Annotated in this window: 23 protein-coding genes; 13 read left to right on the forward strand and 10 right to left on the reverse strand. The window is 71.4% G+C overall.

Translation table 11 applies throughout. From position 1 onward, the window contains the following. Window positions 1-5 precede the first annotated feature (5 nt). Together ACFYM2_RS33600 and era are read left to right on the forward strand one after the other, a co-directional pair. Complete coding sequence (locus tag ACFYM2_RS33600; protein ID WP_388841465.1) at window positions 6-1,040, forward strand: WxL protein peptidoglycan domain-containing protein; 1,035 nt, start codon at window positions 6-8, stop codon at window positions 1,038-1,040. A 777-nt stretch (window positions 1,041-1,817) separates the two neighbouring features. Next, window positions 1,818-2,771: a GTPase Era gene (gene era, locus ACFYM2_RS33605; protein ID WP_358999999.1), complete on the forward strand. Its 954-nt coding sequence runs from the start codon at window positions 1,818-1,820 to the stop codon at window positions 2,769-2,771. A gap of 18 nt (window positions 2,772-2,789) precedes the next feature. Here the strand turns inward: era and ACFYM2_RS33610 are convergent, their stop codons facing one another. From ACFYM2_RS33610 to ACFYM2_RS33620, 3 genes are all read right to left on the reverse strand, one after another. After that, window positions 2,790-4,241, reverse strand: coding sequence for a serine hydrolase domain-containing protein (locus tag ACFYM2_RS33610; RefSeq protein WP_388841468.1), 1,452 nt, complete (start codon window positions 4,239-4,241; stop codon window positions 2,790-2,792). A gap of 240 nt (window positions 4,242-4,481) precedes the next feature. After that, the gene (locus tag ACFYM2_RS33615; RefSeq protein WP_388841471.1) at window positions 4,482-5,330 is read right to left on the reverse strand and encodes a GNAT family N-acetyltransferase; all 849 of its coding nucleotides are present in this window, start codon (window positions 5,328-5,330) and stop codon (window positions 4,482-4,484) included. Window positions 5,331-5,384: 54 nt separating this feature from the next. Further along, complete coding sequence (locus ACFYM2_RS33620; RefSeq protein WP_388841474.1) at window positions 5,385-5,651, reverse strand: protealysin inhibitor emfourin; 267 nt, start codon at window positions 5,649-5,651, stop codon at window positions 5,385-5,387. Between the two features lie 508 nt (window positions 5,652-6,159). Here ACFYM2_RS33620 and ACFYM2_RS33625 point away from each other — a divergent pair. The 5 genes from ACFYM2_RS33625 (at window position 6,160) to ACFYM2_RS33645 (ending at window position 10,908) form a co-directional block, all read left to right on the forward strand. Beyond that, a complete protein-coding gene (locus ACFYM2_RS33625) occupies window positions 6,160-6,816 on the forward strand; it encodes a hypothetical protein (RefSeq protein ID WP_388841477.1) in 657 nt (218 codons plus the stop codon). Continuing rightward, window positions 6,813-7,121 (forward strand): RNase A-like domain-containing protein, encoded by a 309-nt coding sequence (locus ACFYM2_RS33630; protein ID WP_358999976.1) that lies wholly within the window; start codon window positions 6,813-6,815, stop codon window positions 7,119-7,121. Before ACFYM2_RS33625 ends, ACFYM2_RS33630 begins: the two co-directional genes overlap by 4 nt. 24 nt (window positions 7,122-7,145) lie before the next feature. Beyond that, the gene (locus ACFYM2_RS33635; protein ID WP_388458095.1) at window positions 7,146-7,802 is read left to right on the forward strand and encodes a contact-dependent growth inhibition system immunity protein; all 657 of its coding nucleotides are present in this window, start codon (window positions 7,146-7,148) and stop codon (window positions 7,800-7,802) included. 277 nt (window positions 7,803-8,079) lie between these two features. Next, window positions 8,080-9,846 (forward strand): 2-isopropylmalate synthase, encoded by a 1,767-nt coding sequence (gene leuA, locus ACFYM2_RS33640; protein ID WP_358999971.1) that lies wholly within the window; start codon window positions 8,080-8,082, stop codon window positions 9,844-9,846. A gap of 327 nt (window positions 9,847-10,173) precedes the next feature. Next, window positions 10,174-10,908: a TerB family tellurite resistance protein gene (locus ACFYM2_RS33645; RefSeq protein WP_388458093.1), complete on the forward strand. Its 735-nt coding sequence runs from the start codon at window positions 10,174-10,176 to the stop codon at window positions 10,906-10,908. A 58-nt stretch (window positions 10,909-10,966) separates the two neighbouring features. On the opposite strand, the gene ACFYM2_RS33650 is transcribed toward ACFYM2_RS33645, so the two are convergent. Continuing rightward, complete coding sequence (locus ACFYM2_RS33650) at window positions 10,967-11,428, reverse strand: hypothetical protein (protein ID WP_358999969.1); 462 nt, start codon at window positions 11,426-11,428, stop codon at window positions 10,967-10,969. Between the two features lie 96 nt (window positions 11,429-11,524). After that, window positions 11,525-12,265 carry a hypothetical protein gene (locus ACFYM2_RS33655; protein ID WP_388841479.1) on the reverse strand — a complete coding sequence of 247 codons (741 nt, stop codon included), beginning with the start codon at window positions 12,263-12,265 and terminating at the stop codon, window positions 11,525-11,527. 294 nt (window positions 12,266-12,559) lie between these two features. On the opposite strand from ACFYM2_RS33655, the gene recO reads away from it, so the two are divergent. Then, on the forward strand, window positions 12,560-13,309 hold the full coding sequence (gene recO, locus ACFYM2_RS33660) for a DNA repair protein RecO (protein WP_350230177.1): 750 nt from the start codon (window positions 12,560-12,562) through the stop codon (window positions 13,307-13,309). 76 nt (window positions 13,310-13,385) lie between these two features. Further along, the gene (locus tag ACFYM2_RS33665; protein WP_358999963.1) at window positions 13,386-14,231 is read left to right on the forward strand and encodes an isoprenyl transferase; all 846 of its coding nucleotides are present in this window, start codon (window positions 13,386-13,388) and stop codon (window positions 14,229-14,231) included. 250 nt (window positions 14,232-14,481) lie between these two features. Here ACFYM2_RS33665 and ACFYM2_RS33670 read toward each other — a convergent pair whose 3' ends face one another. The 4 genes from ACFYM2_RS33670 to ACFYM2_RS33685 are packed head-to-tail and all read right to left on the reverse strand — an operon-like array spanning window position 14,482 to window position 17,691. Next, window positions 14,482-14,910, reverse strand: a complete 429-nt coding sequence (locus tag ACFYM2_RS33670) for a transcriptional repressor (RefSeq protein ID WP_358999960.1) — start codon at window positions 14,908-14,910, stop codon at window positions 14,482-14,484. 59 nt (window positions 14,911-14,969) lie between these two features. Then, complete coding sequence (locus tag ACFYM2_RS33675; protein ID WP_359000073.1) at window positions 14,970-15,872, reverse strand: metal ABC transporter permease; 903 nt, start codon at window positions 15,870-15,872, stop codon at window positions 14,970-14,972. A 5-nt stretch (window positions 15,873-15,877) separates the two neighbouring features. Continuing rightward, entirely contained in the window at window positions 15,878-16,636 is a 759-nt protein-coding gene (locus ACFYM2_RS33680; RefSeq protein ID WP_358999957.1) for a metal ABC transporter ATP-binding protein, read from the reverse strand. A 29-nt stretch (window positions 16,637-16,665) separates the two neighbouring features. Next, a complete protein-coding gene (locus ACFYM2_RS33685) occupies window positions 16,666-17,691 on the reverse strand; it encodes a metal ABC transporter substrate-binding protein (protein WP_358999954.1) in 1,026 nt (341 codons plus the stop codon). Between the two features lie 165 nt (window positions 17,692-17,856). Between ACFYM2_RS33685 and ACFYM2_RS33690 the strand changes: the two genes are divergently transcribed. Continuing rightward, window positions 17,857-19,239: a glycine--tRNA ligase gene (locus ACFYM2_RS33690; RefSeq protein ID WP_358999951.1), complete on the forward strand. Its 1,383-nt coding sequence runs from the start codon at window positions 17,857-17,859 to the stop codon at window positions 19,237-19,239. Window positions 19,240-20,387: 1,148 nt separating this feature from the next. On the opposite strand, the gene ACFYM2_RS33695 is transcribed toward ACFYM2_RS33690, so the two are convergent. Beyond that, entirely contained in the window at window positions 20,388-20,822 is a 435-nt protein-coding gene (locus ACFYM2_RS33695) for a hypothetical protein (RefSeq protein ID WP_388841484.1), read from the reverse strand. Between the two features lie 177 nt (window positions 20,823-20,999). Here ACFYM2_RS33695 and ACFYM2_RS33700 point away from each other — a divergent pair, with 177 nt between their 5' ends. Genes ACFYM2_RS33700 through ACFYM2_RS33710 form a run of 3 tightly spaced genes read left to right on the forward strand, consistent with a single transcriptional unit; the run spans window position 21,000 to window position 23,739 of the window. Then, window positions 21,000-22,247 (forward strand): histidine kinase, encoded by a 1,248-nt coding sequence (locus ACFYM2_RS33700; RefSeq protein WP_358999945.1) that lies wholly within the window; start codon window positions 21,000-21,002, stop codon window positions 22,245-22,247. After that, window positions 22,235-22,891: a response regulator transcription factor gene (locus ACFYM2_RS33705; protein ID WP_358999942.1), complete on the forward strand. Its 657-nt coding sequence runs from the start codon at window positions 22,235-22,237 to the stop codon at window positions 22,889-22,891. Before ACFYM2_RS33700 ends, ACFYM2_RS33705 begins: the two co-directional genes overlap by 13 nt. Continuing rightward, the gene (locus ACFYM2_RS33710; protein WP_388841487.1) at window positions 22,888-23,739 is read left to right on the forward strand and encodes a DUF4097 family beta strand repeat-containing protein; all 852 of its coding nucleotides are present in this window, start codon (window positions 22,888-22,890) and stop codon (window positions 23,737-23,739) included. The genes ACFYM2_RS33705 and ACFYM2_RS33710 overlap by 4 nt, the downstream gene beginning before the upstream one ends. The last annotated feature ends 21 nt before the right edge of the window (window positions 23,740-23,760 follow it).

Genomic DNA, 23,760 nt, shown 5'->3' on the forward strand with positions numbered 1-23,760 from the left:
GCACCGTGCGCAAGCCGTCCGCGCTCCCAGCCCTCCTCCTGTCTGCTCTCATAGGTCTGCTAGCTCTGCTCGCCGCGCTCGCCCTGCTGTCCGCGCCCCTGGCTCGCGCCGCCGACAACGGCAACTGGTCGGTGTATCCGGCGAGTTCGGGAGCGTCCGCGCGCCCGTACTTCTACCTCGCCGCCGCCCCCGGAGCCACCCTCCGCGATCAGGTGACCGTCACCAACAAGACGGCGGCGCCCCTGAATCTGCGGCTGTACGGAGCCGACGCGTACAACACCGAGCGCGACGGCGGGTTCGCGGTGCGCGCCGAGCAGGAGAAGCAGAGCGGGGTGGGGGCCTGGGTGAGGCCCGAGCGGGGCGCGATCACCGTACCGGCCCGCTCCTCGCTCACCGTGCCCTTCACCCTCGCCGTGCCCGAGGACGCCGAGCCGGGCGACCACGTCGGCGCCCTTGTCGCGCTCGACGACCGGATCGCGCCGGGCCCCGCCGCCGGTGGCAAGGTCGCCGTCGGTCTGCGGCAGGCCGTGGGCGCCCGGGTCTATCTGCGCGTCGGCGGGCCCACCGTGCCCGCGCTCGCCGTCGAGAACGTCCGGCTCAGCCAGCACCGGCCGCTGGTGCCCGGCGCCGGAGAGAGCCGCACCGACATCACGTACACGCTGCACAACCGGGGCAACGTCACGCTCAGCCCGAAGGTCGCGCTGCGCGCCACGGGGCTGTTCGGGCGGACCCTGCTGAGCCGGGACCCGGCGGCGGTCCCCGCCGAGCTGCTGCCCGGCCAGCGGGTCACGCTCACCGAGACCTGGCGGGGCTCCCCCCAACTCGACTGGGGGCACGTCACGTTGACCGCGAGCGCGAAGGACGCGAAGGGCTCCGCCGGTGCGTCGTTCCTGGCGCTGCCGTGGCCGGCCCTGGCGGCCCTGGTGGCCGCGGCCCTCGCCTTCGCGGCGCACCGTGGCTGGCGGCGCCGGGGGAGGGGGGTGGTGGTGGCGCGGGGCCGTTTGGTATCGCTGACGTCCGCGGCTACGAGACCCCGCTGAGGTCGGGGATCCGTCCCCGATACCCACGGCGGCGCAGTTCCCCGCGCCCCTTGACGGGCTGGTGCTGGCCCGCACTGGCACCCTCAGCGCGATCGGTGTCTGGGGCGGAGCCCCGGGGGCCCTGGCTGCGGGTCGTGGGTGGCTGGTCGCGCAGTTCCCCGCGCCCCTGGCTGGGTCCATGCTGGCCAGCATGGGCAACCCCAGCCTGTCCGGCGTTTGAGGACGAGCGCCGTTCAGGCGCGATCGGGGTCTGGGGCGAAGCCCCAGGTGCCTCGGCTGCGGGCCGTGGGCGCTTCTCGCGCAGTTCCCCGCGCCCCTGAGCATCCGATGTGGGCCCGCATGGGCACCCTCAGCCTGTCCGGCGTTTGAGGACGGGGCCGTTCAGGCCGAACGGGGTCTGGGGCGGAGCCCCAGGGACTCCGGCCGCCGACCGTTCGTGGCTGAGCGCGCAGTTCCCCGCGCCCCTGGCAGGGTCCGTGCTGGCCAGCACTGGCACCCTCAGCCTGTCCGGCGTTTGAGGACGAGCGCCGTTCAGGCGCGATCGGGGTCTGGGGCGGAGCCCCAGGTGCCTCGGCTGCGGGCCGTGGGCGCTTCTCGCGCAGTTCCCCGCGCCCCTGGCGGGGCTGGTGCTGGCCCACCCGGCATACCTCAGCCCTCCGGCGATTGAGGACGAGCGCGTTCAGCGTGAATGGGGTCCGGGGCGGAGCTCAGGGGGCTGGGGGGCCGGATTGGGAGGGGCTGGGCGGCGGCGGGGTCGGGATCGGGGAGAATGGCCGCATGAGCGCTCGCACCCCTGCCGCCGACCCCGCCACCGACCCCACCCACCGGGCCGGCTTCGCCTGTTTCGTCGGCCGCCCCAACGCGGGCAAGTCCACCCTCACGAACGCTCTGGTCGGGCAGAAGGTGGCCATCACCTCCAACCGCCCGCAGACCACCCGGCACACCGTGCGCGGCATCGTGCACCGCCCCGACGCCCAGCTGATCCTCGTGGACACCCCCGGGCTCCACAAGCCGCGCACCCTGCTCGGTGAGCGCCTGAACGACGTGGTCCGCACCACCTGGGCCGAGGTCGACGTGATCGGCTTCTGCCTGCCCGCCGACCAGAAGCTCGGCCCGGGCGACAAGTTCATCGCCAAGGAACTCGCCGGGATCAAGAAGACCCCCAAGATCGCGATCGTCACCAAGACCGACCTGGTCGACTCCAAGACGCTGGCCGAACAGCTCATCGCCGTGGACCAGCTCTCCACGGAGCTCGGCTTCGAGTGGGCCCAGATCGTGCCGGTCTCCGCCGTGGGCGACGTACAGGTCAACCTCGTCGCCGACCTGCTCATCCCGATGCTCCCCAAGAGCCCCCCGCTCTACCCCGAGGGCGACCTCACCGACGAGCCCGAGCAGGTCATGGTCGCCGAGCTGATCCGCGAGGCCGCGCTCGAAGGCGTACGGGACGAGCTGCCGCACTCCATCGCGGTCGTCGTGGAGGAGATGATCCCGCGCGAGGACCGGCCCGCCGACAAGCCGCTCCTGGACATCCACGCCAACGTCTACATCGAGCGGCCGAGCCAGAAGGGCATCATCATCGGCCCCAAGGGCAAGCGCCTGAAGGAAGTCGGCATGAAGTCCCGCAAGCACATCGAGGCGCTGCTGGGCACGCCGGTCTTCCTCGACCTGCACGTCAAGGTCGCCAAGGACTGGCAGCGCGACCCCAAGCAGCTGCGCAAGCTCGGTTTCTAGTTCCCTCGCGGGGGCGGTTCAGGCGACCTTCGGGGCGCAGCGCATGCCGATGTAGCAGCAGGCCGTGCCGTCGGGCAGGGTGGCGAAGACGACCGGCATCCAGTCCGCGCTGTACGCCCCTGAGCCGGCCCCCGCGAACACCGTGTCCGTCACCGCCACGAGCTCCATCCGCAGCGGCGGCGAGAAGTCCTTCATGCCGCCGGTGAACTCGTACACCAGGTGCGGCCCGCCGTCCTGCTCGAAGACGGTGATGCGTACGCCCTCACGCTCGTAGGCGCCGGTGAGCGGCGCGAAGTCCACCGCGACCGGCTCGGCGGGCGGCCCGAACGGCGCGGGCATCCGCACGCCGGCCAGCTCGTGCAGCAGGTCGGTGAACAGGTCCTCGTACAGCCGGCGCGCGTCGCCGCCGTTGGTCAGGAGCACCACCGCGACGTCCGCGCCCGGCACCACCCGCAGGAAGCCGTACTGGCCGATCGAGGCGCCGTCGTGCCCGAAGCCCTGGACGCCGTTCCAGTCGTACAGCGTCCAGCCGAGGCCCCAGCCGTCGGCGTGGACGGTCCACTTGTCGGGGGAGTCGACCTCACGGTGTCGCATCGCGGCGACGCTCGCGGGGCTCAGGAGCGGGGTCCCGTCCGGGGCGGCGCCGCCTGCCAGGTGCATCCGGGCGAGCCGGGCGACGTCACCGGCGGTGGCCAGCACCCGGCCGTAAGGCCCCGCCGAACGCGGCATGAGGTCCCAGGCCGGAGCCGGGACGGGGTCCTCGCCGTACTCGCCGAGGTGGCCCATCGCGGCGCGGAACGCCAGCGCCTCCTCGGGCAGCGTCATCGTGTGGGTGAGGCCGAGCGGCGTGAGAAGCAGGTCCTTGAGGGCCTGGTCCCACGTCGTGCCGGTCAACACCTCCACGATGCGGCCGAGCACGTTGAAGCCGAGACTGCTGTAGGAGCAGGCGGCGCCGGGCGGGCAGTCGAGGGCGACGCCGGCGGCGGCATCCACATACCGCTCAAGGCAGTCGTCCCCGCGCCCCGAGTCGAAGGTGAAGTCGCACGTCAGACCGCTCGTGTGGGAGAGCAGCTGCCGGGGCGTGATGGTGCGGGACGCCTCGTCGTCGGCGACGGTGAAGTCGGGCAGCACCTCGCGGACCGGCGCGTCCAGATCGAGCTTTCCCGCGTCGACCAGCCGCATGACGAGGGTGGCGGTGTACGTCTTGGCCAGCGAGCCGAGCTGGAAGACCGAGTCGGTGGTGGCGGCCACGCCGGTGCCGGTGTGCAGCACCCCGCTGGCCAGCTCGTGGATCCTGCCGTGGGCGAGGACGGCCAGGGTGGCGCCGGGAACGTGGTGGGTCCTGCGCAGCTGATCCAGCCTCGCCTGCCAGGCGTCCAGGCGAAAACGCCCACCGTCCGAGTCCTGGGCCCCCCAGGCCCCCTCGGCGCGCCACTGTCCCCGCTCGTCCCAGCTGACGTTCTTCGACATCGGGTTCCCCTCCCGGCTCAACGGTGTGCGTACACCGTTCTCTCGATGCGCACACTGTACGCAGAACGGTGTGCGCAGGGCAAGAGGTGATCTTGCGGGGTCGGGGCGGGGAAGCTCGGAACGGCGCGGGGTGAGGCGGCGCGGCCCGGGCTGGCGGGCCTCGGACGCCCAACTGCCGTTAGGAACCGGCGGGTTCGATGATCAGGGCGACGCCCACCGACTGAGGCCGCTCAACTGCCGTCAGGAACCGGCCGGTTCGGCGATCAGGGCGGTGCCGACCGGGCGAAAGCCCAGGCTCGCGTACATCCGGGCCACGTCGGCGTCGCCCGCCGACAGGAAGACCGTCGCGGCGCCCGCGCCCCGCGCGTCGGCGACCAGCGCCGCTGTCACCCCGCGCCCAAGGCCCCTGCGTCGCGCGGCCGGCAGCGTGCCCACCGCGACGATCTCGCTGACCTGCCCGACCGGATTGTGCATGCCGGAACAGAGCGGCAGCCCGTTCTCGACGGCGGCCGCCACCGCCGTGCGGCCCGCGCGGATCCGCTCGCCGACCTGCTCGGCCAGGCCGTCACCGGCGTGAGCCACGATCGCGGCGGTCAGCTCGCCGACCCCGGCCCCGCCCACGTCCGTACCGGGCGCGGCGAACGCCAGCCGGGGCACGACGAGGGCGGCGTGCAGCAGCGGATCACCCGCGCCGAGCGCCCGGACCAGGGGGTGCGGCTCGGCCGGGGGCGCTTGGGGATCCAGGACCATCAGCGGGTGCTCGTGCACGCCGAGCCCGGACTCCTCGACCGCCGCGCGCAGCCCCGGATTCACCTCGGCGACCCACTCCAGCGCCTCGGGCACACCGAGCGCGCGCTGCCGGGCCCGCACCGCGTCCACGTCGTCGGCCGTCACGGGCCCCGGATGCCCCGGCGTCGGCCGCGCGTAGAAGGGCCACCCCGCGTCGCCCTCCCGGACGAACAGGGTGAGCGGACCGAAGTCCTCCACGCGCGCCGAACTCCTGGGCGCGGCATCGTAGTAGCGCTCAAGGGCGTCGAGTGAGGGGTGGAGGGACTGGGTGGTGGAGTGGGTGGTGGAGTGGGTTGTCATGGCGGCATCCAAGCAGGACGCACCGCCCGGCACCCGCCCTTTTCCGCCCGGGCGCTACGCCCCTTCCTTCAACACCCGTGTGATCAGCTCACGTTGGGCGTCCGTCAGGTCCGGGTCGGCGCAGTGCACGGTACGGCCGTCCGCCGTGATCACGTAGTGGAACCCGTCCGGCACCCCGGCCACCGGCTCGGCACACCCCGCCGTGAACGCCGCCTCCACCAGCGCCCGCCACTCCTCGGCATCGGGCAGCCCCGAGGTGTCCACCTCCGCCCGCCGCTCGATCCCCGCGAACCCGCCTGACCGACACACTTGGATACGCATGCCCTCTGTCTAGCAGCCGCCGCGAGCCCCGTCACCACATCCCCCAAGGGTGGCCGACACACGCACCCCGGCGGACGCCCACGCGGCCGTCGTAGCGGCACGAGGTGGACGCAGGGTTCGCGCGTGAGCAGGTGCCGTTCGACGGGGCCGCCCAAGAAGCTGCTCACGGAGCTCGGGGCGCACCCGGACGCAGGCGGTTACGGCACTGCCGCAAGGGGATTCAGCGTCTGCTCTAGCACGCGTTCCGGTGGGGCAAGGCCGCGCAGGTGTACCCGTACCCCTAGCAGCACTACCTCAACTCGCTGTCGCGGTCATGGGCGAACATGGCGATCCCCGTGTCCTGGACCGAAAGCAGCCTGACCAAACCAGATGTACGGCATTACGCGCCAGAGTGACAGCGAATGGCACGATGCGATGCGTCAGTCTCCGCGCATTCGCCGAGGCGGCTGTATACGTGAATGGAGCGGTCTGGCATGTCTACTCCACAGCCCTCAAAAAGGAGGTCAAAGTGCAGCAGCGCTTCCCCGCATCCCTATTTTCCGGCGGCCCGGTGCTACGGCTCCTCGATATCGCGATCAGAGCGCAGGAATCCAAGGGTGGGTCGTCTCTGGACGATGAGATTCACCGGTACGTCCGCGTGATCCGCAGTGACTGGATCGCCGGCTGGAACTGTTCCGCGTATGTGGCCTCCGGGATGTTGGAGTTGTCCGCCGAACTCGTAAAATCCCATGCCGATCTCTCACACCTTCCGCCCGACTTTCAGGAGAAGCTGAAGCGGGCGTGCGGTGACATGGAGCCTGCCGACTATCTTGATACGCTGGCCGGAATCGTTCGCATTATTGATCGCCAGCCGCCGCTCGAATACGATGAGCTCCCCATGTCGGATTGGGAATTCCGTCAAACATTCCCCTTCTTGACCGGACTGGATGCCATTCTCATGGATGAGGGGGATCGAGAATTTCGCGAAATCGTCCAAGGTGCGGTGACGGCGGAGCATCCGTACTGTCATCATCTGGCCTCGGCTTACAGTGCGGAGGCGCAGCGTGCGACGATTCTCTTTCCCGGGGCGGACGCAGTGAAAAATCGCCTCAGCTGGGCGACCAGGGGCGCCCTGCGTGAGCTGATCAATGCTGTGGACGACCACATGCAAGAAGCGCACTCATGACCGCCCGCCCGAATCGCTCCGCCTCCTACCCCGACCGCGAAACCGCTCAATGGGCCACGCAGCAGGTCGTCACGGCGAACGAGCAGCACGTCCATCGGTGGCTCGCCCAGTCGACCCGCCCCCGGCTCACGATCGAGGCCGCGTGGCCCTCGCGCCCGGATCCGGTCGGTCGGGTCCTGCTCCAGGCGATGATGCTGGCAGGCCGTGAGCCCGTCGACGTGCGCGCCGCACGGGTGGTCCTCAAGCGGGACGCCACCCGTCCGCACGGCTTCGTCGTGCACGCCTCGTTCCCCGTATACCTGTGATCACCCGTTGAGGACGCAGCACCCGTGCCCATGAACCCGCTCGAACACGACCGCCGCTACGGCGAGCTGGACCAGGTGCTGCGCGCCTACGCGGGTCGGCCCGCGGACGACACCGAGGGCGAACCCGGCGCGGCCCTCACGGCGTACCTCCGCCATACCTGGCACACCCGGCCATGGGCGCTCGCGGCCGCCGAGCAGCAGCTCCGTGCATACTCGCTCCACCCCCCGGGCCGGCTGCGCGTGCGCCTGGGCGAGTTCTACGCGATCTCGGACGTCGGGCTGCCGGAGCACGAGATCCAGGACTGGCTGCGTCTCCTCGCGGACCACATCAGGCGCAGCATCGAGGAAGGTGAGGTTCCGGCGCCCTGTGCCCCCCAGACGCACTGGGAGTGGCACGCCCGCTTCCCGGAGACCGCCCAGTTCCTCGGTGGCTGGTTCTCCCAGGACATGCCGGAGGAGTTCGCGGATCACGACGCGGCAGTCGCCGACTACATCGCCGAGACGGACCCCCAGCTGACGGCCCGCCTCGCCGGCGAGATCCACGAACTGCTCGCGATGGGCCTCGACGAGTCCGCCTGCGCCCTCGCGGCGGCGGAACTGGGCATGGAGGTCGACCCGCCCGCGCCGTACGCGCCCAGCGGCTGGCTGGCGCACGTCGCGGCCCGGCTGGGCGGGGGGTGACCGTAGGTGTGGGGTGCGGGAGGGCGCCCCCGGGGGTGAAGCCCTGGCCATGGCATATGTCACGTTCTGGGTGATGTGACTTCCGCGTCCCGCATACTGATACGGGACCCGCGCTCGCGCGGCCCCTCGGCTAGGCTGCGGCATCATGCGTATCGGGCTGCTTCTCCTTAGCTGCCGCGGCGAGGGCCTGTAGTCGTAGGCCGACCCCCTCCCCGCGGGATCTGGTGTTGCGCTCGACAGTCGGCCGTCCCTCTCACCACCCGAGGAGCCGCACGCCATGTCCCAGCCCGTAGGCCGCCCCACCCCCGTCACCAACGCCACCCGGATGCAGAAGCCGTCCGGGATGCCGGTCCACAAGTACCGCCCGTACGACGCCGTGGACATCCCCGACCGCACCTGGCCCGACCGCCGCATCACCAAGGCCCCGCGCTGGCTCTCCACCGACCTGCGCGACGGCAACCAGGCGCTGATCGACCCGATGAGCCCGGCCCGCAAGCGCGAGATGTTCGACCTGCTGGTGCGCATGGGCTACAAGGAGATCGAGGTCGGCTTCCCCTCCTCGGGCGAGACCGACTTCACCTTCGTACGCTCCATCATCGAAGAGGGCGCGATCCCCGAGGACGTGACGATCTCCGTCCTGACCCAGGCCCGCGAAGAGCTGATCGAGCGCACCGTGGAGTCCCTGCGCGGAGCCCACCGCGCCACCGTCCACCTGTACAACGCGACCGCCCCCACCTTCCGCCGCGTCGTCTTCCGCGGCACCAAGGAGCAGGTCAAGCACATCGCCGTGGACGGCACACGCCTGGTCATGGAGTACGCCGACAAGATCCTGGGCGACGAGACGATCTTCGGCTACCAGTACTCACCGGAGATCTTCACCGACACCGAGCTGGACTTCGCCCTGGAGGTCTGCGAGGCGGTGTGCGACGTCTGGCAGCCCGAGGAGGGCCGCGAGATCATCCTCAACCTGCCCGCCACGGTGGAGCGTTCGACCCCCTCCACGCACGCGGACCGCTTCGAGTGGATGAGCCGCAACCTGACGCGCCGCGAGCACGTGTGCCTGTCCGTGCACCCCCACAACGACCGCGGCACGGCCGTGGCCGCCGCCGAGCTGGCCATCATGGCCGGCGCCGACCGCATCGAGGGCTGCCTGTTCGGCCAGGGCGAGCGCACCGGCAACGTCGACCTGGTGACCCTGGGCATGAACCTGTTCAGCCAGGGCGTCGACCCACAGATCGACTTCTCCCAGATCGACGAGATCCGCCGCACCTCCGAGTACTGCAACCAGATGGAGGTCCACCCGCGCCACCCCTACGCGGGCGACCTGGTCTACACCGCCTTCTCCGGCTCCCACCAGGACGCCATCAAGAAGGGCTTCGACGCGATGGAGGCGGACGCGGCCGCCCGGGGCAAGACCATGGACGACATCGAGTGGGCCGTCCCCTACCTGCCCATCGACCCCAAGGACGTCGGCCGCTCCTACGAGGCCGTCATCCGCGTCAACTCCCAGTCCGGCAAGGGCGGTATCGCCTACGTCCTGAAGAACGACCACAAGCTGGACCTGCCGCGCCGGATGCAGATCGAGTTCTCGAAGATCATCCAGCAGAAGACGGACTCCGAGGGCGGCGAAATCACCCCCGCCGCGATCTGGTCGGTCTTCCAGGACGAGTACCTGCCCAACCCCGAGAACCCCGAGGCTCGTTGGGGCCGCGTGCAGCTGCGCTCGGGTCAGACGACGACGGACACCGACGGCCGCGACACCCTGACGGTGGAGGCGGTCGTGGACGGCGTCGACACGGTCCTGACCGGCACCGGCAACGGTCCGATCTCGGCCTTCTTCGAGGCGCTGGCCGCGATCGGCGTGGACGCGCGGCTGCTGGACTACCAGGAGCACACGATGAGCGAGGGTGCGTCGGCGCAGGCCGCGTCGTACATCGAGTGCGCGATCGACGGGGTCGTGCTGTGGGGGATCGGGATCGACGCGAACACGACGCGGGCGTCGCTGAAGGCGGTCATCTCCGCCGTCAACCGGGCCGCCCGCTGACCTGCCCGGTTCAGCCGCTCGGTGCGGGCCGCGGGTAGCTGTTCGCGCAGTTCCCCGCGCCCCTGAGCATCCGATCCTGGCCCACTCGGGTCTCCTCAACCCCGCTCGCGCAGTTCCCCGCGCCCCTGGCGGGGCTGGGGGCCGGCCCGCACCCCCCGCACATACCCGCGCCCCTGGCGGGGTTGGCGCCGGCCCGCACGGGCATGACCCGGGCGCGATTCGGCCACGGCGGACGGCTTCCCCCGCCGGGGTGCTGACGCCGCCTCAAGGATGTGGCTAACATCACGTCAACGCGGCAACGTTGCCGGAGCGTTACGGAGGTGCGCGGTGCGGCCAGCACGGGGACACAACGGTACAAACCTCAGCACCGGGCCGCTGCCCGGCTTCCGCCCCCGCCTCTGGACCACCCGCACCCTGTGGCACACCGTGGGCGACGGCGAGTTCTTCTGCCCCGACTGCGGAGGCGACCGCAACTACCAGCGCCGCACCGGCCGCAGACGCCTCACCGTCCTCGGCATCCCCCTGGTCACCCGCGGCGCCGCGGGCCCCGTGGTCGAGTGCGCCGCCTGCCAGGGACGCTTCGGCACGGACGCCCTCGACCACCCCACCACCACCCGCTTCTCGGCGATGCTGCGCGACGCCGTGCACACCGTCGCCCTGGCCGTCCTCGCGGCGGGCGGCACCTCCTCCCGTACGGTCACCGCCACCGCCGTCGCCACGGTGCGGGCCGCCGGATTCGAGGACTGCACGGAGGAACAGCTCATCGCCCTCATCGAGGCGCTGGCCGCCGACACCGGCCGCTTCGTGAACGACCCGGCCGACGAGAGCGAGACCTGCGGCGCGGCCCTCGGCATCGAACTGCACGAGGCGCTGGAACCCCTCGCCCCCCACCTGGCCCCGGCCGGACGCGAGTCGATCCTGCTCCAGGGCGCGCGCATCGCGCTCGCGGACGGCCCCTACAGCCCGGCCGAACGGGAAGTGCTCACCACGGTCGGCGGCGCGCTCTCGCTGTGCGCGGACGACACCGCCCGCCTGCTCGCGGCGGCCCGCACCCCCTCCTGAACCACGCAGGACAAGCCCCTCGGGGCGCCCCGGGCCTCAGGAGGGCCCGCAGGGCCCGTCAGTCCTTGAGCGTGTACGAGCACGGCTTGGACGAGGCGCCGTTGTCGTTGTCCGCCACCTTCTTGCCGTCCACCGTGATCGTGCACGGGGCGGCCTTGAGCTTGCCCTCCCCCGCCTCCACCGAACCGGGCACCACCGACACCGGGACACCGACCTTCAGCTGGGCGTCCTCCAGCTGAACCGTCTCCGTCTTCGTCCACGGCAGCGTCACCTGCTCGAAGTGGTTGGTGTTGCCCACCCACATCACCCGGGACGGGCCCGTGCCGCCCACCTCGAACACCACCCGGTGCGCGATGCCCTTCACGACGGCGTCGGAGTCCTTGCCTCGGGCGCTCGCGGAGGCACCGGGCGAGCCACCCGCGCCCTTGGCGGGAGCGGCGTCCTTCGTGTCGCTGCCGCACCCCGTCAGGAGCGCGGACGCCGCGAGCAGACCGAGAGTGAGCGTGGCTGTTTTACGCATGTGTAAAGACCCCCGTGGTCGAACCGATCGGTACTGGTGCAGTAGGAGACCGTAGATCATGGCCAGGGGCTCGGTCCCGCGGGGCGGCGCCCGGACTCAGCCCCCGCCCCCGCCCGGGCCCTTCGTGCCGTCGGCCGGTTCGATCAGGGAGTCCTCGGAGGGCCGGGCCTTGGCGGCGCCCCTGGCGGGGTCGGAGGCGGCGGGCAGCGGGGCGAGCTCGCTGCCGTTCCAGCGCAGCGTGGTCGCCACCTGACGGTCGCGCCCGCCGGCCGGCTCGGTGACCACCAGATCCGTGCCCAGCGTCTCCGCGCTCATACCGGGCCGCCCCGCGTACTCCAGGACGGCGTGGGCCTGCTCGCCCACAGCGGTGTACACCCACAAGATGGTGCGGCCCAAATCGTCGTAGGCCAAGACCAGTTCACGCTCGCCGTCGCCGGTCAGATCGGCGTACGCGGGCGGCCGCAGCCGGCACGAGGACTGCTGCGGGCACTCCTTGAGCCCGTTGCGCACCGCGCGGTCGGTGCCGGGATCGGCGGCCAGCAGCCGCACCCCGTCGACCTTGGTGAGGTCACCGCCCGGCACGTCCACCCCCGGCACGGGCCCACGCGCGTGGAAACCCTGGCCGGGCTTGGCGGGCGCGGCGGTGACGGTGTGGCCGGGCCACAGCGGGGACGCGGTCACCGAGGCGGAGGGACTGGGCGCGGGCCCGTCGTCGCGGACCCCCTCACCCGCCGAGCACCCCGCGAGCACCAGCAGCACACCCGCACACCCCGCCGCACGCGCGAGCGTCAGCGCGACGCGGGCACGGCGACCGGCACCGGTCGTGGGCAGCGGCATTCCGGTCCGTCCAGGAAGAGGGGGAGCCTCGGCTCACAGGGGAGTGGACCCTGCTGCCGCAATGGTGCCCCATCGCCCTGTGGGCACCCCACGAACCACCCCGCCCCACACCCCGCGACACCCCGCAAGCGCTTGGCGGACAAGGCGGACGCGGCCACCGTGATCCCTGCCACGTCGCCCCGCCGGGGCGCCGGTTCCCGGGCACGTACCGTACGTGGCCGCCCACGCGGCTCTCCGCAGCGCCCGGATGGGGCCCGGGCCACACCCCCGTGGGGGTGCAGGACAATGGGGGGCATGAGTCTGTTCCGTGATGACGGCATCGTCCTGCGCACCCAGAAGCTGGGTGAGGCGGACCGGATCATCACGCTGCTCACCCGGGGGCACGGCCGCGTGCGGGCCGTCGCGCGGGGAGTGCGGCGCACCAAGTCCAAGTTCGGCGCGCGGCTCGAACCGTTCAGCCACGTCGACGTGCAGTTCTTCGCACGCGGCAGCGAACTCGTGGGACGCGGCCTGCCGCTGTGCACCCAGAGCGAGACCATCGCTCCCTACGGTGGCGGCATCGTCGCCGACTACGCCCGCTACACCGCGGGCACGGCCATGCTGGAGACGGCGGAACGGTTCACCGACAACGAGGGCGAGCCGGCCGTCCAGCAGTACCTGCTCCTCGTCGGCGGCCTGCGCACCCTCGCCCGGGGCGAACACGCCCCCCACCTCATCCTCGACGCCTTCCTGCTGCGCTCCCTCGCCGTCAACGGCTACGCGCCCAGCTTCGAGGACTGCGCCAAGTGCGGCCTGCACGGACCCAACCGGTTCTTCTCCGTGGCGGGCGGCGGCGTGGTGTGCGGTGACTGCCGCGTACCCGGCAGCGTCGTACCCTCTGCGGAGGCCATCGGACTGCTCAGCGCGCTGCTCACGGGGGACTGGGAGACGGCGGACGCGAGTGAGCCGAGGCATGTGCGGGAGGGGAGCGGGCTCGTATCGGCCTATCTGCACTGGCACCTGGAGCGCGGCCTGCGCTCCTTGCGGTATGTAGAGAAGTCCTGAGCGGCCCGAGCGCCTTCAGTCAGCACAGCGGACACAGCACACACAGCAGTCAGAGCATCTAGGGAGAGAGCTCCACATGGCAGTACGCGGAATCCTGGGCGGGCGGTCCCGGCGTGAGTACAAGACCCCCGAGCCGCACCCCTCGGGCGCGGTGCCGCCGAAGATCCCGGCCGAGCTGGTGCCCAACCACGTCGCCTGCGTCATGGACGGCAACGGGCGCTGGGCCAAGGAGCGCGGGCTGCCCCGCACCGAGGGGCACAAGGTCGGCGAGGGCGTCGTCCTCGACGTGCTCAAGGGCTGCCTGGAGATGGGCGTCAAGAACCTGTCCCTGTACGCCTTCTCCACCGAGAACTGGAAGCGCTCGCCCGACGAGGTCCGCTTCCTGATGAACTTCAACCGGGACGTCATCCGGCGCCGCCGCGACGAGATGGACGAACTCGGCATCCGCATCCGCTGGGTGGGCCGCATGCCCAAGATGTGGAAGTCGGTCGTCCAGGAGCTCCAGATCGCCCAGGAGCAGACCGTCGCCAACGACGCGATGACGCTGTACTTCTGCGTCAACTACGGCGGCCGTGCCGAACTCGCCGACGCGGCGCAGGGCATCGCGCGCGATGTCGCCGCTGGCAAGCTCGATCCGTCGAAGGTCAACGAGAAGACCTTCGCGAAGTACCTGTACTACCCGGACATGCCGGACGTCGACCTCTTCCTGCGGCCCAGCGGGGAGCAGCGCACGTCCAACTACCTGATCTGGCAGTCCAGTTACGCGGAGATGGTCTTCCAGGACGTGCTGTGGCCGGACTTCGACCGGCGGGACCTGTGGCGGGCCTGCCTCGAGTACGCCTCCCGTGACCGGCGCTTCGGAGGCGCCATCCCCAACGAGGCGCTGGCCGCCCTGGACAAGTCGGGCGACCCCCGCCCATAACCCGGGCCGGCCCGAACGGGGTCTGGGCCCCCACCCTGGGGTTCCGCCCCGGACCCCGTCCGGGCCTGAAGGGCCAGGGGGGACCCCATGACGGGTTGACTATGCCCATGCAGGCCGGGACCGGATGCTCAGGGGCGCGGGGAACTGCGCGAGAAGCGCCCACGACCCGCGGGTGAACGAGGTTTTTGGGGGAGCGGGGAACTGCGCGGAAGGGGGCCCGCCCCGCGGCCCGGGCTGCGCGTAACCCCGGTTACGACGCGGCGCACGCCTCACACGTGCCGAAGATCTCCACCGTGTGCGCCACATTCACATACCCGTGCTGCGCCGCGATCGACTCCGCCCACTTCTCGACCGCGGGCCCCTCGACCTCCACGGCCTTGCCGCACACCCGGCACACCAGGTGATGGTGGTGGTCGCCCGAGGAGCACCGCCGGTACACCGACTCCCCGTCACTGGTGCGCAGCACATCCACCTCGCCCGCGTCCGCGAGGGACTGGAGCGTGCGGTAGACGGTGGTCAGGCCCACCGAGTCACCCCGGTGCTTGAGCATGTCGTGCAGTTCCTGCGCGCTGCGGAACTCATCCACCTCGTCCAGCGCCGCCGCCACCGCGGCACGCTGCCGGGTGGACCGGCCTCGTACGGGGGCGGTATTGGACCCGCCGAGCGGCGCTGTCGTCACAGGTGCCTCCAAGCCTTGACCCGTACAAACCTTCCTCGGGCCATTGTGCCAGCTCCCGCTCAGGCCGTGACCTCGCCGGCCTGAGGCTTCGCGGGGGCGGGCACGTCTAGACCGCACTCGCCCTCGGCCGTCTGTGCCGCCGCCGCCCGGGCGCGCCGCCTGGCCAGGGGCGTGGCGAGCGCGGTCAGGACGATGAAGATCGCGATGGTGAACAGGACGATGACGGCGCCGGGCGGCACGTCCTCGTAGTACGTGACGACCGTGCCGCCGAGCGTGACCGACACCCCGATGGCGACGGCGATCGCGAAGGTCAGGGCGAAACTGCGCGAGAGCTGCTGGGCGGCCGCGACCGGCACCACCATCAGGGCGGAGACCAGGAGCAGGCCCACGACCCGCATGGCGACGGTGACGGTGACCGCCGCCGTGACGGCCGTCAGCAGGTTCAGGGCGCGCACCGGCAGGCCGGTCACCCGGGCGAACTCCTCGTCCTGGCTGACCGCGAACAGCTGGCGGCGCAGGCCGACGGTCACCAGCAGCACGAACGCCCCGAGCAGGCTGATGGCCCACACGTCGGAGGGCGAGACCGTGGAGAGCGAGCCGAAGAGGTAGGAGTTGAGGTTGGCGGTGGAGCCGCCGGGCGCCAGGTTGATGAAGAGCACGCCGCCGGCCATGCCGCCGTAGAAGAGCATCGCGAGCGCGATGTCGCCGCGCGTCCTGCCGTACCAGCGGATCAGTTCCATCGTGACCGCGCCGAGCACGGAGACCAGCGTCGCCATCCACACCGGCGAGGTGGACAGCAGGAAGCCCAGGCCGACGCCGGTCATCGCCACATGGCCGATGCCGTCGCCCATGAGGGCCTGGCGGCGCTGGACCAGGTAGATCCCGACGGCGGGCGCGATGATCCCGACGAGGATCGCGGCGATCAACGCCCGTTGCATGAAGGGGGAGTTCAGGATTTCCATCATGATCAGGTCAGCAGTCCCGTGCGTACTGGCTCGGCGGCCGTGTGCGGATGTACGTGGTCGTGGCCGGGCAGGGCGTGCTGGCCCACGGCCCGGGGCGGCGGCCCGTCGTGCACGACGCATCCGTCGCGCAGGACCACCGCCCGGTCGATCAACGGCTCAAGGGGGCCGAGCTCGTGCAGGACGAGCAGCACCGATGCGCCGGCGGCGACCTGCTCGCGCAGGGTGGCCGCGAGGATTTCCTGGCTCTCGATGTCGACGCCCGCCATGGGCTCGTCCATGATCAGCAGTTCCGGTCCGGCCGCCAGCGCCCGGGCGATCAGGACGCGCTGGTGCTGGCCGCCGGAGAGCGCGTCCACGGAGTCCTTGGCCCGGTCGGCCAGGCCCACCGCGGCGATCGCCCGCTCGACGGCCTCACGGTCGGCCTTGCGCAGGAGCCCGAAGCGGGTGCGCGAGAGACGGCCGGTGGAGACCACCTCGCGGATCGTGGCGGGCACGCCGCCCGAGGCCGTGGTGCGCTGCGGTACGTAGCCCACGCGGCCCCAGTCGCGAAAGCGCCGGCGCGGGGTGCCGAAGATCTCCACCGAGCCGCCGCTGAGCGGCACCTGCCCGATGATGGTGCGGATCGCGGTGGACTTGCCCGAGCCGTTCGCGCCGAGCAGGGCCACGACCTCGCCGGGCCCCACGGCCAGGTCGATGCCGCGAAGGACGGGGCGTGAGCCGAGCTCGGCGCACACCTGGGTGAGCGATATGACGGGCGCCATGACGGGTGCCTCCGAGGGGGATGGGGTGGTCATCGGGTGCCGAGCGCCGTCTTCAGGGCGGCCAGGTTGGACCGCATCACCGAGAAGTAGTCGGTGCCCTTGGACCGGTCGGTGATGCCTTCGAGGGGGTCGAGCACATCGGTCCTGAGCGAGGCGTCCGCCGCCAGGGTCTTGGCGGTCTTGTCGCTGACCAGGGTCTCGTAGAAGACGGTGGTGACGCCGTCGGCCTTCGCCATCTTCTGGAGCGCCTTGATCCGGGCCGGGCTCGGCTCGGAGTCGGGGTCGAGGCCGGTGATGGCCTCCTCGGTCAGGCCGTAGCGCTCGGCGAGGTAGCCGAAGGCGGCGTGGGTGGTGATGAAGACCCGCGAGGTGAGGGCGGTGTTCTTCAGGGCGGCCGCGTACTCCTTGTCCAGGGCGTCGAGCCTGCCGAGGAGGGTGGTGGTGTTGGTCCGGTAGTCCGCCGCGTGCGCGGGGTCGGCCTTCTCCAGTGCCGCGCCGACGCCCTTGGCGACCTCGGCGTACTTCACCGGGTCCAGCCAGATGTGCGGGTCCTCGCCCGCGCCGGAGTGCTGGTGGCCGTGGCCGGCGGCGTGCTCGGACGGGCCGGATTCGCCGGCGGGGTGCTCGTCCTCGCTCGGGTGGTCGTCGTGGGCCGCCGCGTGGCCGCCGACCTCGTTGCCGTGCTTCTCCATCGAGGTGAGCGCCGAGGCGTCGACCTTCGTCTTGACGTCGGCCTGTCCCACCGCCGCGTCCACGGCGGGTTGCAGGCCCTTGAGGTAGACGACGGCGTCGGCGTCGTTGAGCGCGGCGATCTGGCGGACGCGCAGCTCCAGGTCGTGCGGCTCCACGCCCGGCTTGGTCAGGCCGGTGACCGCGACATGGGCCCCGCCTATCTGCTCGGTCAGGAACTGCAACGGGTAGAACGACGCCACCACGTCCAGCTTGCCGTCCTTGCGGGTGGCCGCCGCACCGGAACCGCAGGCCGTCAGGGCCGTGAGGCCGAGGAGGGCGGCGCAGGACAGGGCGGCCGCCGGTATGAGGCGTCGTACGTTCATGACATCCATTTTCAACAAAGATGGAAACGGTTGTCAATAATCGGTGCGGGCGGCCCCGGGCGGCGGGCCCCGCGCGGCAACCGATTTGATAGAGGGGGTGCGGCCGCCGCTAATCTGAAGGCTTCGCCGTTCCCCGTTCACGTCGTCGTTAATGAAGAGAGCACCGTGGCCGCCGACAAGATCGACACCATCGTCAACCTGAGCAAGCGCCGTGGCTTCGTCTACCCGTGCAGTGAGATCTACGGTGGTCAGCGTGCCGCCTGGGACTACGGGCCGCTGGGTGTCGAGCTGAAGGAAAACCTGAAGCGCCAGTGGTGGCGCTACATGGTCACCTCGCGCGAGGACGTCGTCGGCATCGACTCGTCGGTGATCCTGGCCCCCGAGGTCTGGGAGGCCTCCGGCCACGTCGCGACCTTCACCGACCCGCTCACCGAGTGCACCTCCTGCCACAAGCGCTTCCGCGCGGACCACCTCGAAGAGGCCTACGAGGAGAAGCACGGCAAGGCCCCCGCGAACGGCCTCGCCGACCTCAACTGCCCCAACTGCGGCAACAAGGGCACCTTCACCGAGCCCAAGAGCTTCTCCGGCCTGCTCTCCACCCACCTCGGCCCCACCCAGGACACCGCCTCGGTCGCCTACCTGCGGCCCGAGACCGCCCAGGGCATCTTCACCAACTTCGGCCAGGTCCAGCAGACTTCCCGCAAGAAGCCGCCGTTCGGCATCGCCCAGATGGGCAAGTCCTTCCGCAACGAGATCACGCCCGGCAACTTCATCTTCCGCACCCGCGAGTTCGAGCAGATGGAGATGGAGTTCTTCGTCAAGCCCGGCGAGGACGAGCAGTGGCAGGAATACTGGATGGAGCAGCGCTGGAACTGGTACACGGGCCTGGGCCTGCGTGAAGAGAACATGCGCTGGTACGAGCACCCCGCCGAGAAGCTCTCCCACTACTCCAAGCGCACCGCCGACATCGAGTACCGCTTCAGCTTCGGCGGCAGCGAATGGGGCGAGCTCGAAGGCGTCGCCAACCGCACCGACTACGACCTCACCGCGCACTCCAAGGCCTCCGGCCACGACCTGGTCTACTTCGACCAGGAAGCCGGCGAGCGCTGGACGCCGTACGTCATCGAGCCCGCCGCCGGCGTCGGCCGCGCCATGCTCGCCTTCCTCCTCGACGCCTACAACGAGGACGAGGCCCCCAACGCCAAGGGCGTCATGGAAAAGCGCGCCGTCATGCGCCTCGACCCGCGCCTCGCGCCCGTCAAGGTCGCCGTCCTGCCGCTGTCGCGCAACCCCCAGCTCTCCCCGAAGGCCAAGGGCCTCGCCGCCGACCTGCGCCAGAACTGGAACATCGAGTTCGACGACGCCGGCGCGATCGGGCGGCGCTACCGCCGCCAGGACGAGATCGGTACGCCGTTCTGCGTGACCGTCGACTTCGACACGCTCGACGACAACGCGGTGACGGTACGGGAGCGGGACACGATGGCCCAGGAACGGGTGTCCCTGGACCAGATCCAGCAGTACCTCGGGAGCCGACTCCTCGGCTGCTGAGCCGGGCCGTCCGCCGAGCCGGGCTGGCGGTTGAGCCGGGCTGGCGGTTGAGCCGGGCCGGGCGCTGTGCCGGGCTGGCGGCTGAGCTGGGCCGGGCGCTGTGCCGGGCTGGCGGCTGAGCCGAACCGGCCCCCGAGCCGGGCTGGGCGCTGTGCCGGGCCGGGCGCTGAGCCGGGCCGGGCCGGGGCGCGGGACACCGCTGATGCGGTTGCCCGCGCCCCGTCGCGTGTGGGCGCGCCGTCGGCCTGTCCGGCGATTGCGGCCGAGCGCGTCAACCGTGAACGGGCGCTCCGAGGCGAAGCCCGAGGGTTACCGCCTCCACCGCCCCGGAGGGTTTCGCTCCCTCCCGGCGGGGGCGTTGCGTCCATCGCTTCGAGGGTTTCCGTCCGCCTCCCGGCGCGCGGGGTTGTTGCGTCCGCTGCATCGGCAGGTTCCTTCCGCTCCCGGCAGGGTTGTTCCCTCCATAGCCTCGGAGGGTTTCCTCCCGCCCCGGGAGGGTTGGTCGTTCCCTGCACCCCTCGGGGGTTTTCTCCCGCCACCCGGAAGGGTCGCATCTACCGCTTCGGGGGCTTCCTTCCGCCCCCTGGCAAGGTTGGTCCCTGCACCCTCGGAGGGTTTCCTTCCGTCCCCTGGCAGGGTTGGTCCCTGCACCCTCGGAGGTTTCCTCCCGCCCCCGGCAGGGTTGTCGCCTCCACCGCCCCGAAGGGCCCCCGCAGAGTTGTTCCCCCACCCCCGCAGGGTTGTTCCCTCCCCGCAGGGTTTCTCTCCAGCCCCCGGAGGGTTTAGGGAAGGGGCGGGGAGGGGCCTCCCGGGGTCTGGGGCGGAGCCCCAGGGCCGTCCGCTTTCGGGTGCCGGCCGGTGGATGGCTGGGCGCGCAGTTCCCCGCGCCCCTGGCGGGGTTGGGGTGGGCCCGAATGACGGCTTTGCGCCTCTGGCGGGGTTGGGGCCGGAACGGGTGTCGGCTTCGCGCCCCTGGCGGGGTTGGGGTGGGCCCGAATGACGGCTTTGCGCCCCTGGCGGGGTTGGGGCGGGCCCGGATGACGGCTTCGCGCCCCTGGCGGGGTTGGGGCCGGAACGGGTGTCGGCTTCGCGCCCTGGCGGGGGCGGCGTGGGCCCGGGTGTGGCTTCGCGACCCTGGTGACCCGGGGTCAGGGGCGGGGGCGTAGGGCGATGTACGCGCACAGCGCTGCCATCGGCAACTCCGCCACCAGGGCGAGCCCCAGCGCCACACCGAACTCCGCCCCCGGCGTGGCCATCATGACATCGAACCACGCGTCCACCACCAGCACCGCCCCCGCCGCCGCAGCCGCCTGCGCCGCCCGAGGATCCCCCCGCCGCACCAGCACCCCCGTACCCGTCAACCCCACCGCGAGCAGCGCGTCAAGCCCCACCCACGCCGTCGACCAGTGCGAAACCTCCGTGCTCGCCGGCAACGTCTTGGCCAGCACCACCATCCACGGCACCAGCGCGATGCCCGCCCCCGTCAAAACCGTCGCCATCCGCGGCAGGCGCCGCGAACCCAGGGCGCCCGCGACAGTACGGACCGGCCTGCTCGTACGCGGCCCCGGGACAACAAGAGTCATGGCTGCCGGCTCCTTCCGCCCCGGCGGACCCTCCGCCCGAGCACACCCACCACACTTCCGCGCCCCGCCGCCCAGGTCAGTAACGCCGCTGTCCGAACCCGGGGTGGTGCTGGCTATACCCCCGCCCTGGCAGCAGCATGATGGAACGCCCCTGACCAGCCCAACTACGCTATGGACATGGCAACTCCCGGCCCGCTGCGGCGCGCGTACCAGTGGACCGCCGCCCACGCGCCGTGGTCGCCGTGGGCCTGGCGCAACACCGCCCTGGTGGCCGCCGCCGTCCCCGTCGCCGTCCCCACGGCGCTCGCCCTCACCTACACCGTCAACAACCCCGGGCACCTTTTCAAAACCCTCGGCTTCGTCCTCCTCATCTCCCCGCTGCTCACCCCCCTCCAACGCGGCCGCTTCTGGTCACTGACCGGCCTCGACATCCCCAAGGTCCCCTGGACCCAACCCTGGTACCGGCCAGGTGGCCTGCTGACCCGGCTGCGCGCCGAATCCACCTGGCGCCAATACGGCTACCACCTGTGCGTGTCCCCGCTCGCCGCGCTCGGCGGCGCCCTCGTCGTACTCAGCTGGGCCACCGGCGCCGCCTTCGCCCTCGTCTACTCCTGGGCCTGGGCGCTGCCCGTCGACCAGCGGCCCGTCGGCTGGAGCGACCGATACCTCGCCTTCACCGTCATCGGCGTCCTGCTGCTCCTGGCCACCCCCGCCCTCGCCGCCCTCGTCGCCCGCCTCGACTCCCACGCCGCAGGCGCCCTGCTCGGACCCAGCCGCGCCAAAGAACTCGCCCGCCGCGTCGAGGACCTGGCCGAAAGCCGCGCCGACATCCTGGACGCCGCCGACCTGGAACGCCGCCGCATCGAACGCGACCTCCACGACGGCGCCCAACAACGCCTGGTCTCCCTCGCCATGAACCTCGGCATCGCCCGCGCCACCCTCACCGACCTGCCACCCGAAGCCCGCGCCGTCATCGACGAAGCCCACCGCGAGGCCAAGGAAGCCATCGAAGAACTCAGCAACCTCGTCCGCGGCCTGCACCCCGCCGTCCTGGAGGACCGAGGCCTCGACGCCGCCATCTCCGGCATCGCCGCCCGCGCCCCCTTCCCCGTCGACCTCACCGTGGAACTCGCCGAACGGCCCACACCCACCGTCGAGGCCGTCGCCTACTTCGTCGTCTCCGAAACCCTCGCCAACGTCGCCAAACACGCCCGGGCCACCCGCTGTTCGGTCCACGTCCGCCGCCGCGCCCAACTCCTGACGATCACCGTCGGGGACAACGGCGTGGGCGGCGCCGACCCGGCCGGCGGCACCGGACTACAGGGCCTGCGCAAACGCGTAGGGTCGGTCGACGGAACCATCCGAATCAACAGCCCCCGCGGGGGCCCTACCGTCATCACCGTGGAGCTGCCGTGCGGGCTGTGATCGCCGAAGATTCGGTACTGCTGAGGATAGGCCTCGTCAAAGTCCTCGAAATGGCCGGATTCGAGGTCGCCGCCGAAGCCGGCGACGCCGAAACCCTGCTGCGCGCCGTCGAACAACACCGCCCCGACCTCGCCCTCGTCGACGTCCGGATGCCACCCGGCTTCACCGACGAAGGCGTACGCGCTGCCCTGATGATCCGTCAGCAGGCGCCGGAGACCGCCGTGTTGCTGCTCTCGCAGTACGTCGAGGAACGGTACGCCGCCGACCTGCTCGCCACCCAGAGCGGAGGCATCGGCTACCTCCTCAAACAACGCGTCGCCGACGTCGAGGAATTCATCGACGCCCTCAGACGCGTCGCCGCCGGCGGCACCGCCCTCGACCCCCAGGTCGTCGCCCAGCTCCTGCTGCGCCGAGGCGGCGGACCCGACCCCCTCGAACGACTCACCCCCCGCGAACGCGAAGTCCTCGCCCTCATGGCCGAAGGCCGCTCCAACGCCGGCATCGCCACCGAACTCGTCGTCAGCGAAAGCGCCGTGGCCAAACACATCAACAACATCTTCGCCAAACTCGACCTGCCCGTCGCCGACGGCGACCACCGCCGCGTCCTGGCCGTCCTGCGCTTCCTCGACGGCGGCCCCGCATGACGGCCACCACCCACCCACCACACGCGACACCCCCCGCCCCCGAAACCGGCGAACCACACCCCCGCCACCGCCTCGCCTGGATCGTCGTCGCCATCATCGGCGCCCTGTTCGTCGTCGTCCCCCTCGCCCTCACCCTCCTGGCCGACACCCTCAGCCGGGACGCCGGCTACACCAGCCCCGACAACAACCGCCCCCACCCCGTGCGGACCATCGACGTGGACGCCGGCGCCGCCCAGCTCACCGTCACCACCGGCCCCCCAGGACGCGTCACCCTCACCGGCGACCTGCGCTACCTCCTCAAACGGCCCCGCATCGAACGGACCTGGGACGGCGACACCCTCAAAGTGGGCGCCCGGTGCGAGGGCTTCGTCGACCAGTACGTACAGGACTGCGCGATCGACCTCCACCTGACCGTGCCCCAAGACGTCGACCTCACCGTGCGCGGCGGATCGGGCGACATCAAAGTGCGCGACCTGACCGGACGCGTCGACCTCGCCGGCGGCTCCGGCGCCGTGAAACTGCGCGCCCTCAAAGGCACCGTCCACGCCACCGTCGGCTCCGGCGAGATCCAAGCCACCCAACTCACCTCACCCGACGTCGACTTGAGCGCCGGATCGGGAACCCTGCACGCCGACTTCACCACCCCGCCCCACCGCGTCGTCGCCTCCACCGGCTCTGGCACCGTCACCCTCACCGTCCCCGCCGCCACCCGCTACCAGGTCCGAGGCGACTCCGGATCAGGCTCCCGCACCATCGCCCCCGACTTGCTCGACGCCACCTCACCCCACGTCCTGGACATCTCCAGCGGCTCGGGATCCGTCACCATCGGATACCCCACCGACTGGTGAGCCCTGGAACCCGGCCCCGCC

It is taken from the genome of Streptomyces sp. NPDC006711, assembly GCF_042869775.1.
Classification (GTDB): Bacteria; Actinomycetota; Actinomycetes; order Streptomycetales; family Streptomycetaceae; genus Streptomyces.

Excerpts from the sequence above, each read along its gene's own strand:
- era (WP_358999999.1), top strand. The coding sequence starts at position 1,818 with ATGAGCGCTCGCACCCCTGCCGCCGACCCCGCCACCGACCCCACCCAC.
- ACFYM2_RS33610 (WP_388841468.1), bottom strand. The coding sequence starts at position 4,241 with ATGTCGAAGAACGTCAGCTGGGACGAGCGGGGACAGTGGCGCGCCGAG.
- ACFYM2_RS33615 (WP_388841471.1), bottom strand. The coding sequence starts at position 5,330 with ATGACAACCCACTCCACCACCCACTCCACCACCCAGTCCCTCCACCCC.
- ACFYM2_RS33620 (WP_388841474.1), bottom strand. The coding sequence starts at position 5,651 with ATGCGTATCCAAGTGTGTCGGTCAGGCGGGTTCGCGGGGATCGAGCGG.
- ACFYM2_RS33630 (WP_358999976.1), top strand. The coding sequence starts at position 6,813 with ATGACCGCCCGCCCGAATCGCTCCGCCTCCTACCCCGACCGCGAAACC.
- leuA (WP_358999971.1), top strand. The coding sequence starts at position 8,080 with ATGTCCCAGCCCGTAGGCCGCCCCACCCCCGTCACCAACGCCACCCGG.
- ACFYM2_RS33650 (WP_358999969.1), bottom strand. The coding sequence starts at position 11,428 with ATGCGTAAAACAGCCACGCTCACTCTCGGTCTGCTCGCGGCGTCCGCG.
- ACFYM2_RS33655 (WP_388841479.1), bottom strand. The coding sequence starts at position 12,265 with ATGCCGCTGCCCACGACCGGTGCCGGTCGCCGTGCCCGCGTCGCGCTG.
- recO (WP_350230177.1), top strand. The coding sequence starts at position 12,560 with ATGAGTCTGTTCCGTGATGACGGCATCGTCCTGCGCACCCAGAAGCTG.
- ACFYM2_RS33665 (WP_358999963.1), top strand. The coding sequence starts at position 13,386 with ATGGCAGTACGCGGAATCCTGGGCGGGCGGTCCCGGCGTGAGTACAAG.
- ACFYM2_RS33675 (WP_359000073.1), bottom strand. The coding sequence starts at position 15,872 with ATGGAAATCCTGAACTCCCCCTTCATGCAACGGGCGTTGATCGCCGCG.
- ACFYM2_RS33680 (WP_358999957.1), bottom strand. The coding sequence starts at position 16,636 with ATGGCGCCCGTCATATCGCTCACCCAGGTGTGCGCCGAGCTCGGCTCA.
- ACFYM2_RS33685 (WP_358999954.1), bottom strand. The coding sequence starts at position 17,691 with ATGAACGTACGACGCCTCATACCGGCGGCCGCCCTGTCCTGCGCCGCC.
- ACFYM2_RS33695 (WP_388841484.1), bottom strand. The coding sequence starts at position 20,822 with ATGACTCTTGTTGTCCCGGGGCCGCGTACGAGCAGGCCGGTCCGTACT.
- ACFYM2_RS33700 (WP_358999945.1), top strand. The coding sequence starts at position 21,000 with ATGGCAACTCCCGGCCCGCTGCGGCGCGCGTACCAGTGGACCGCCGCC.
- ACFYM2_RS33710 (WP_388841487.1), top strand. The coding sequence starts at position 22,888 with ATGACGGCCACCACCCACCCACCACACGCGACACCCCCCGCCCCCGAA.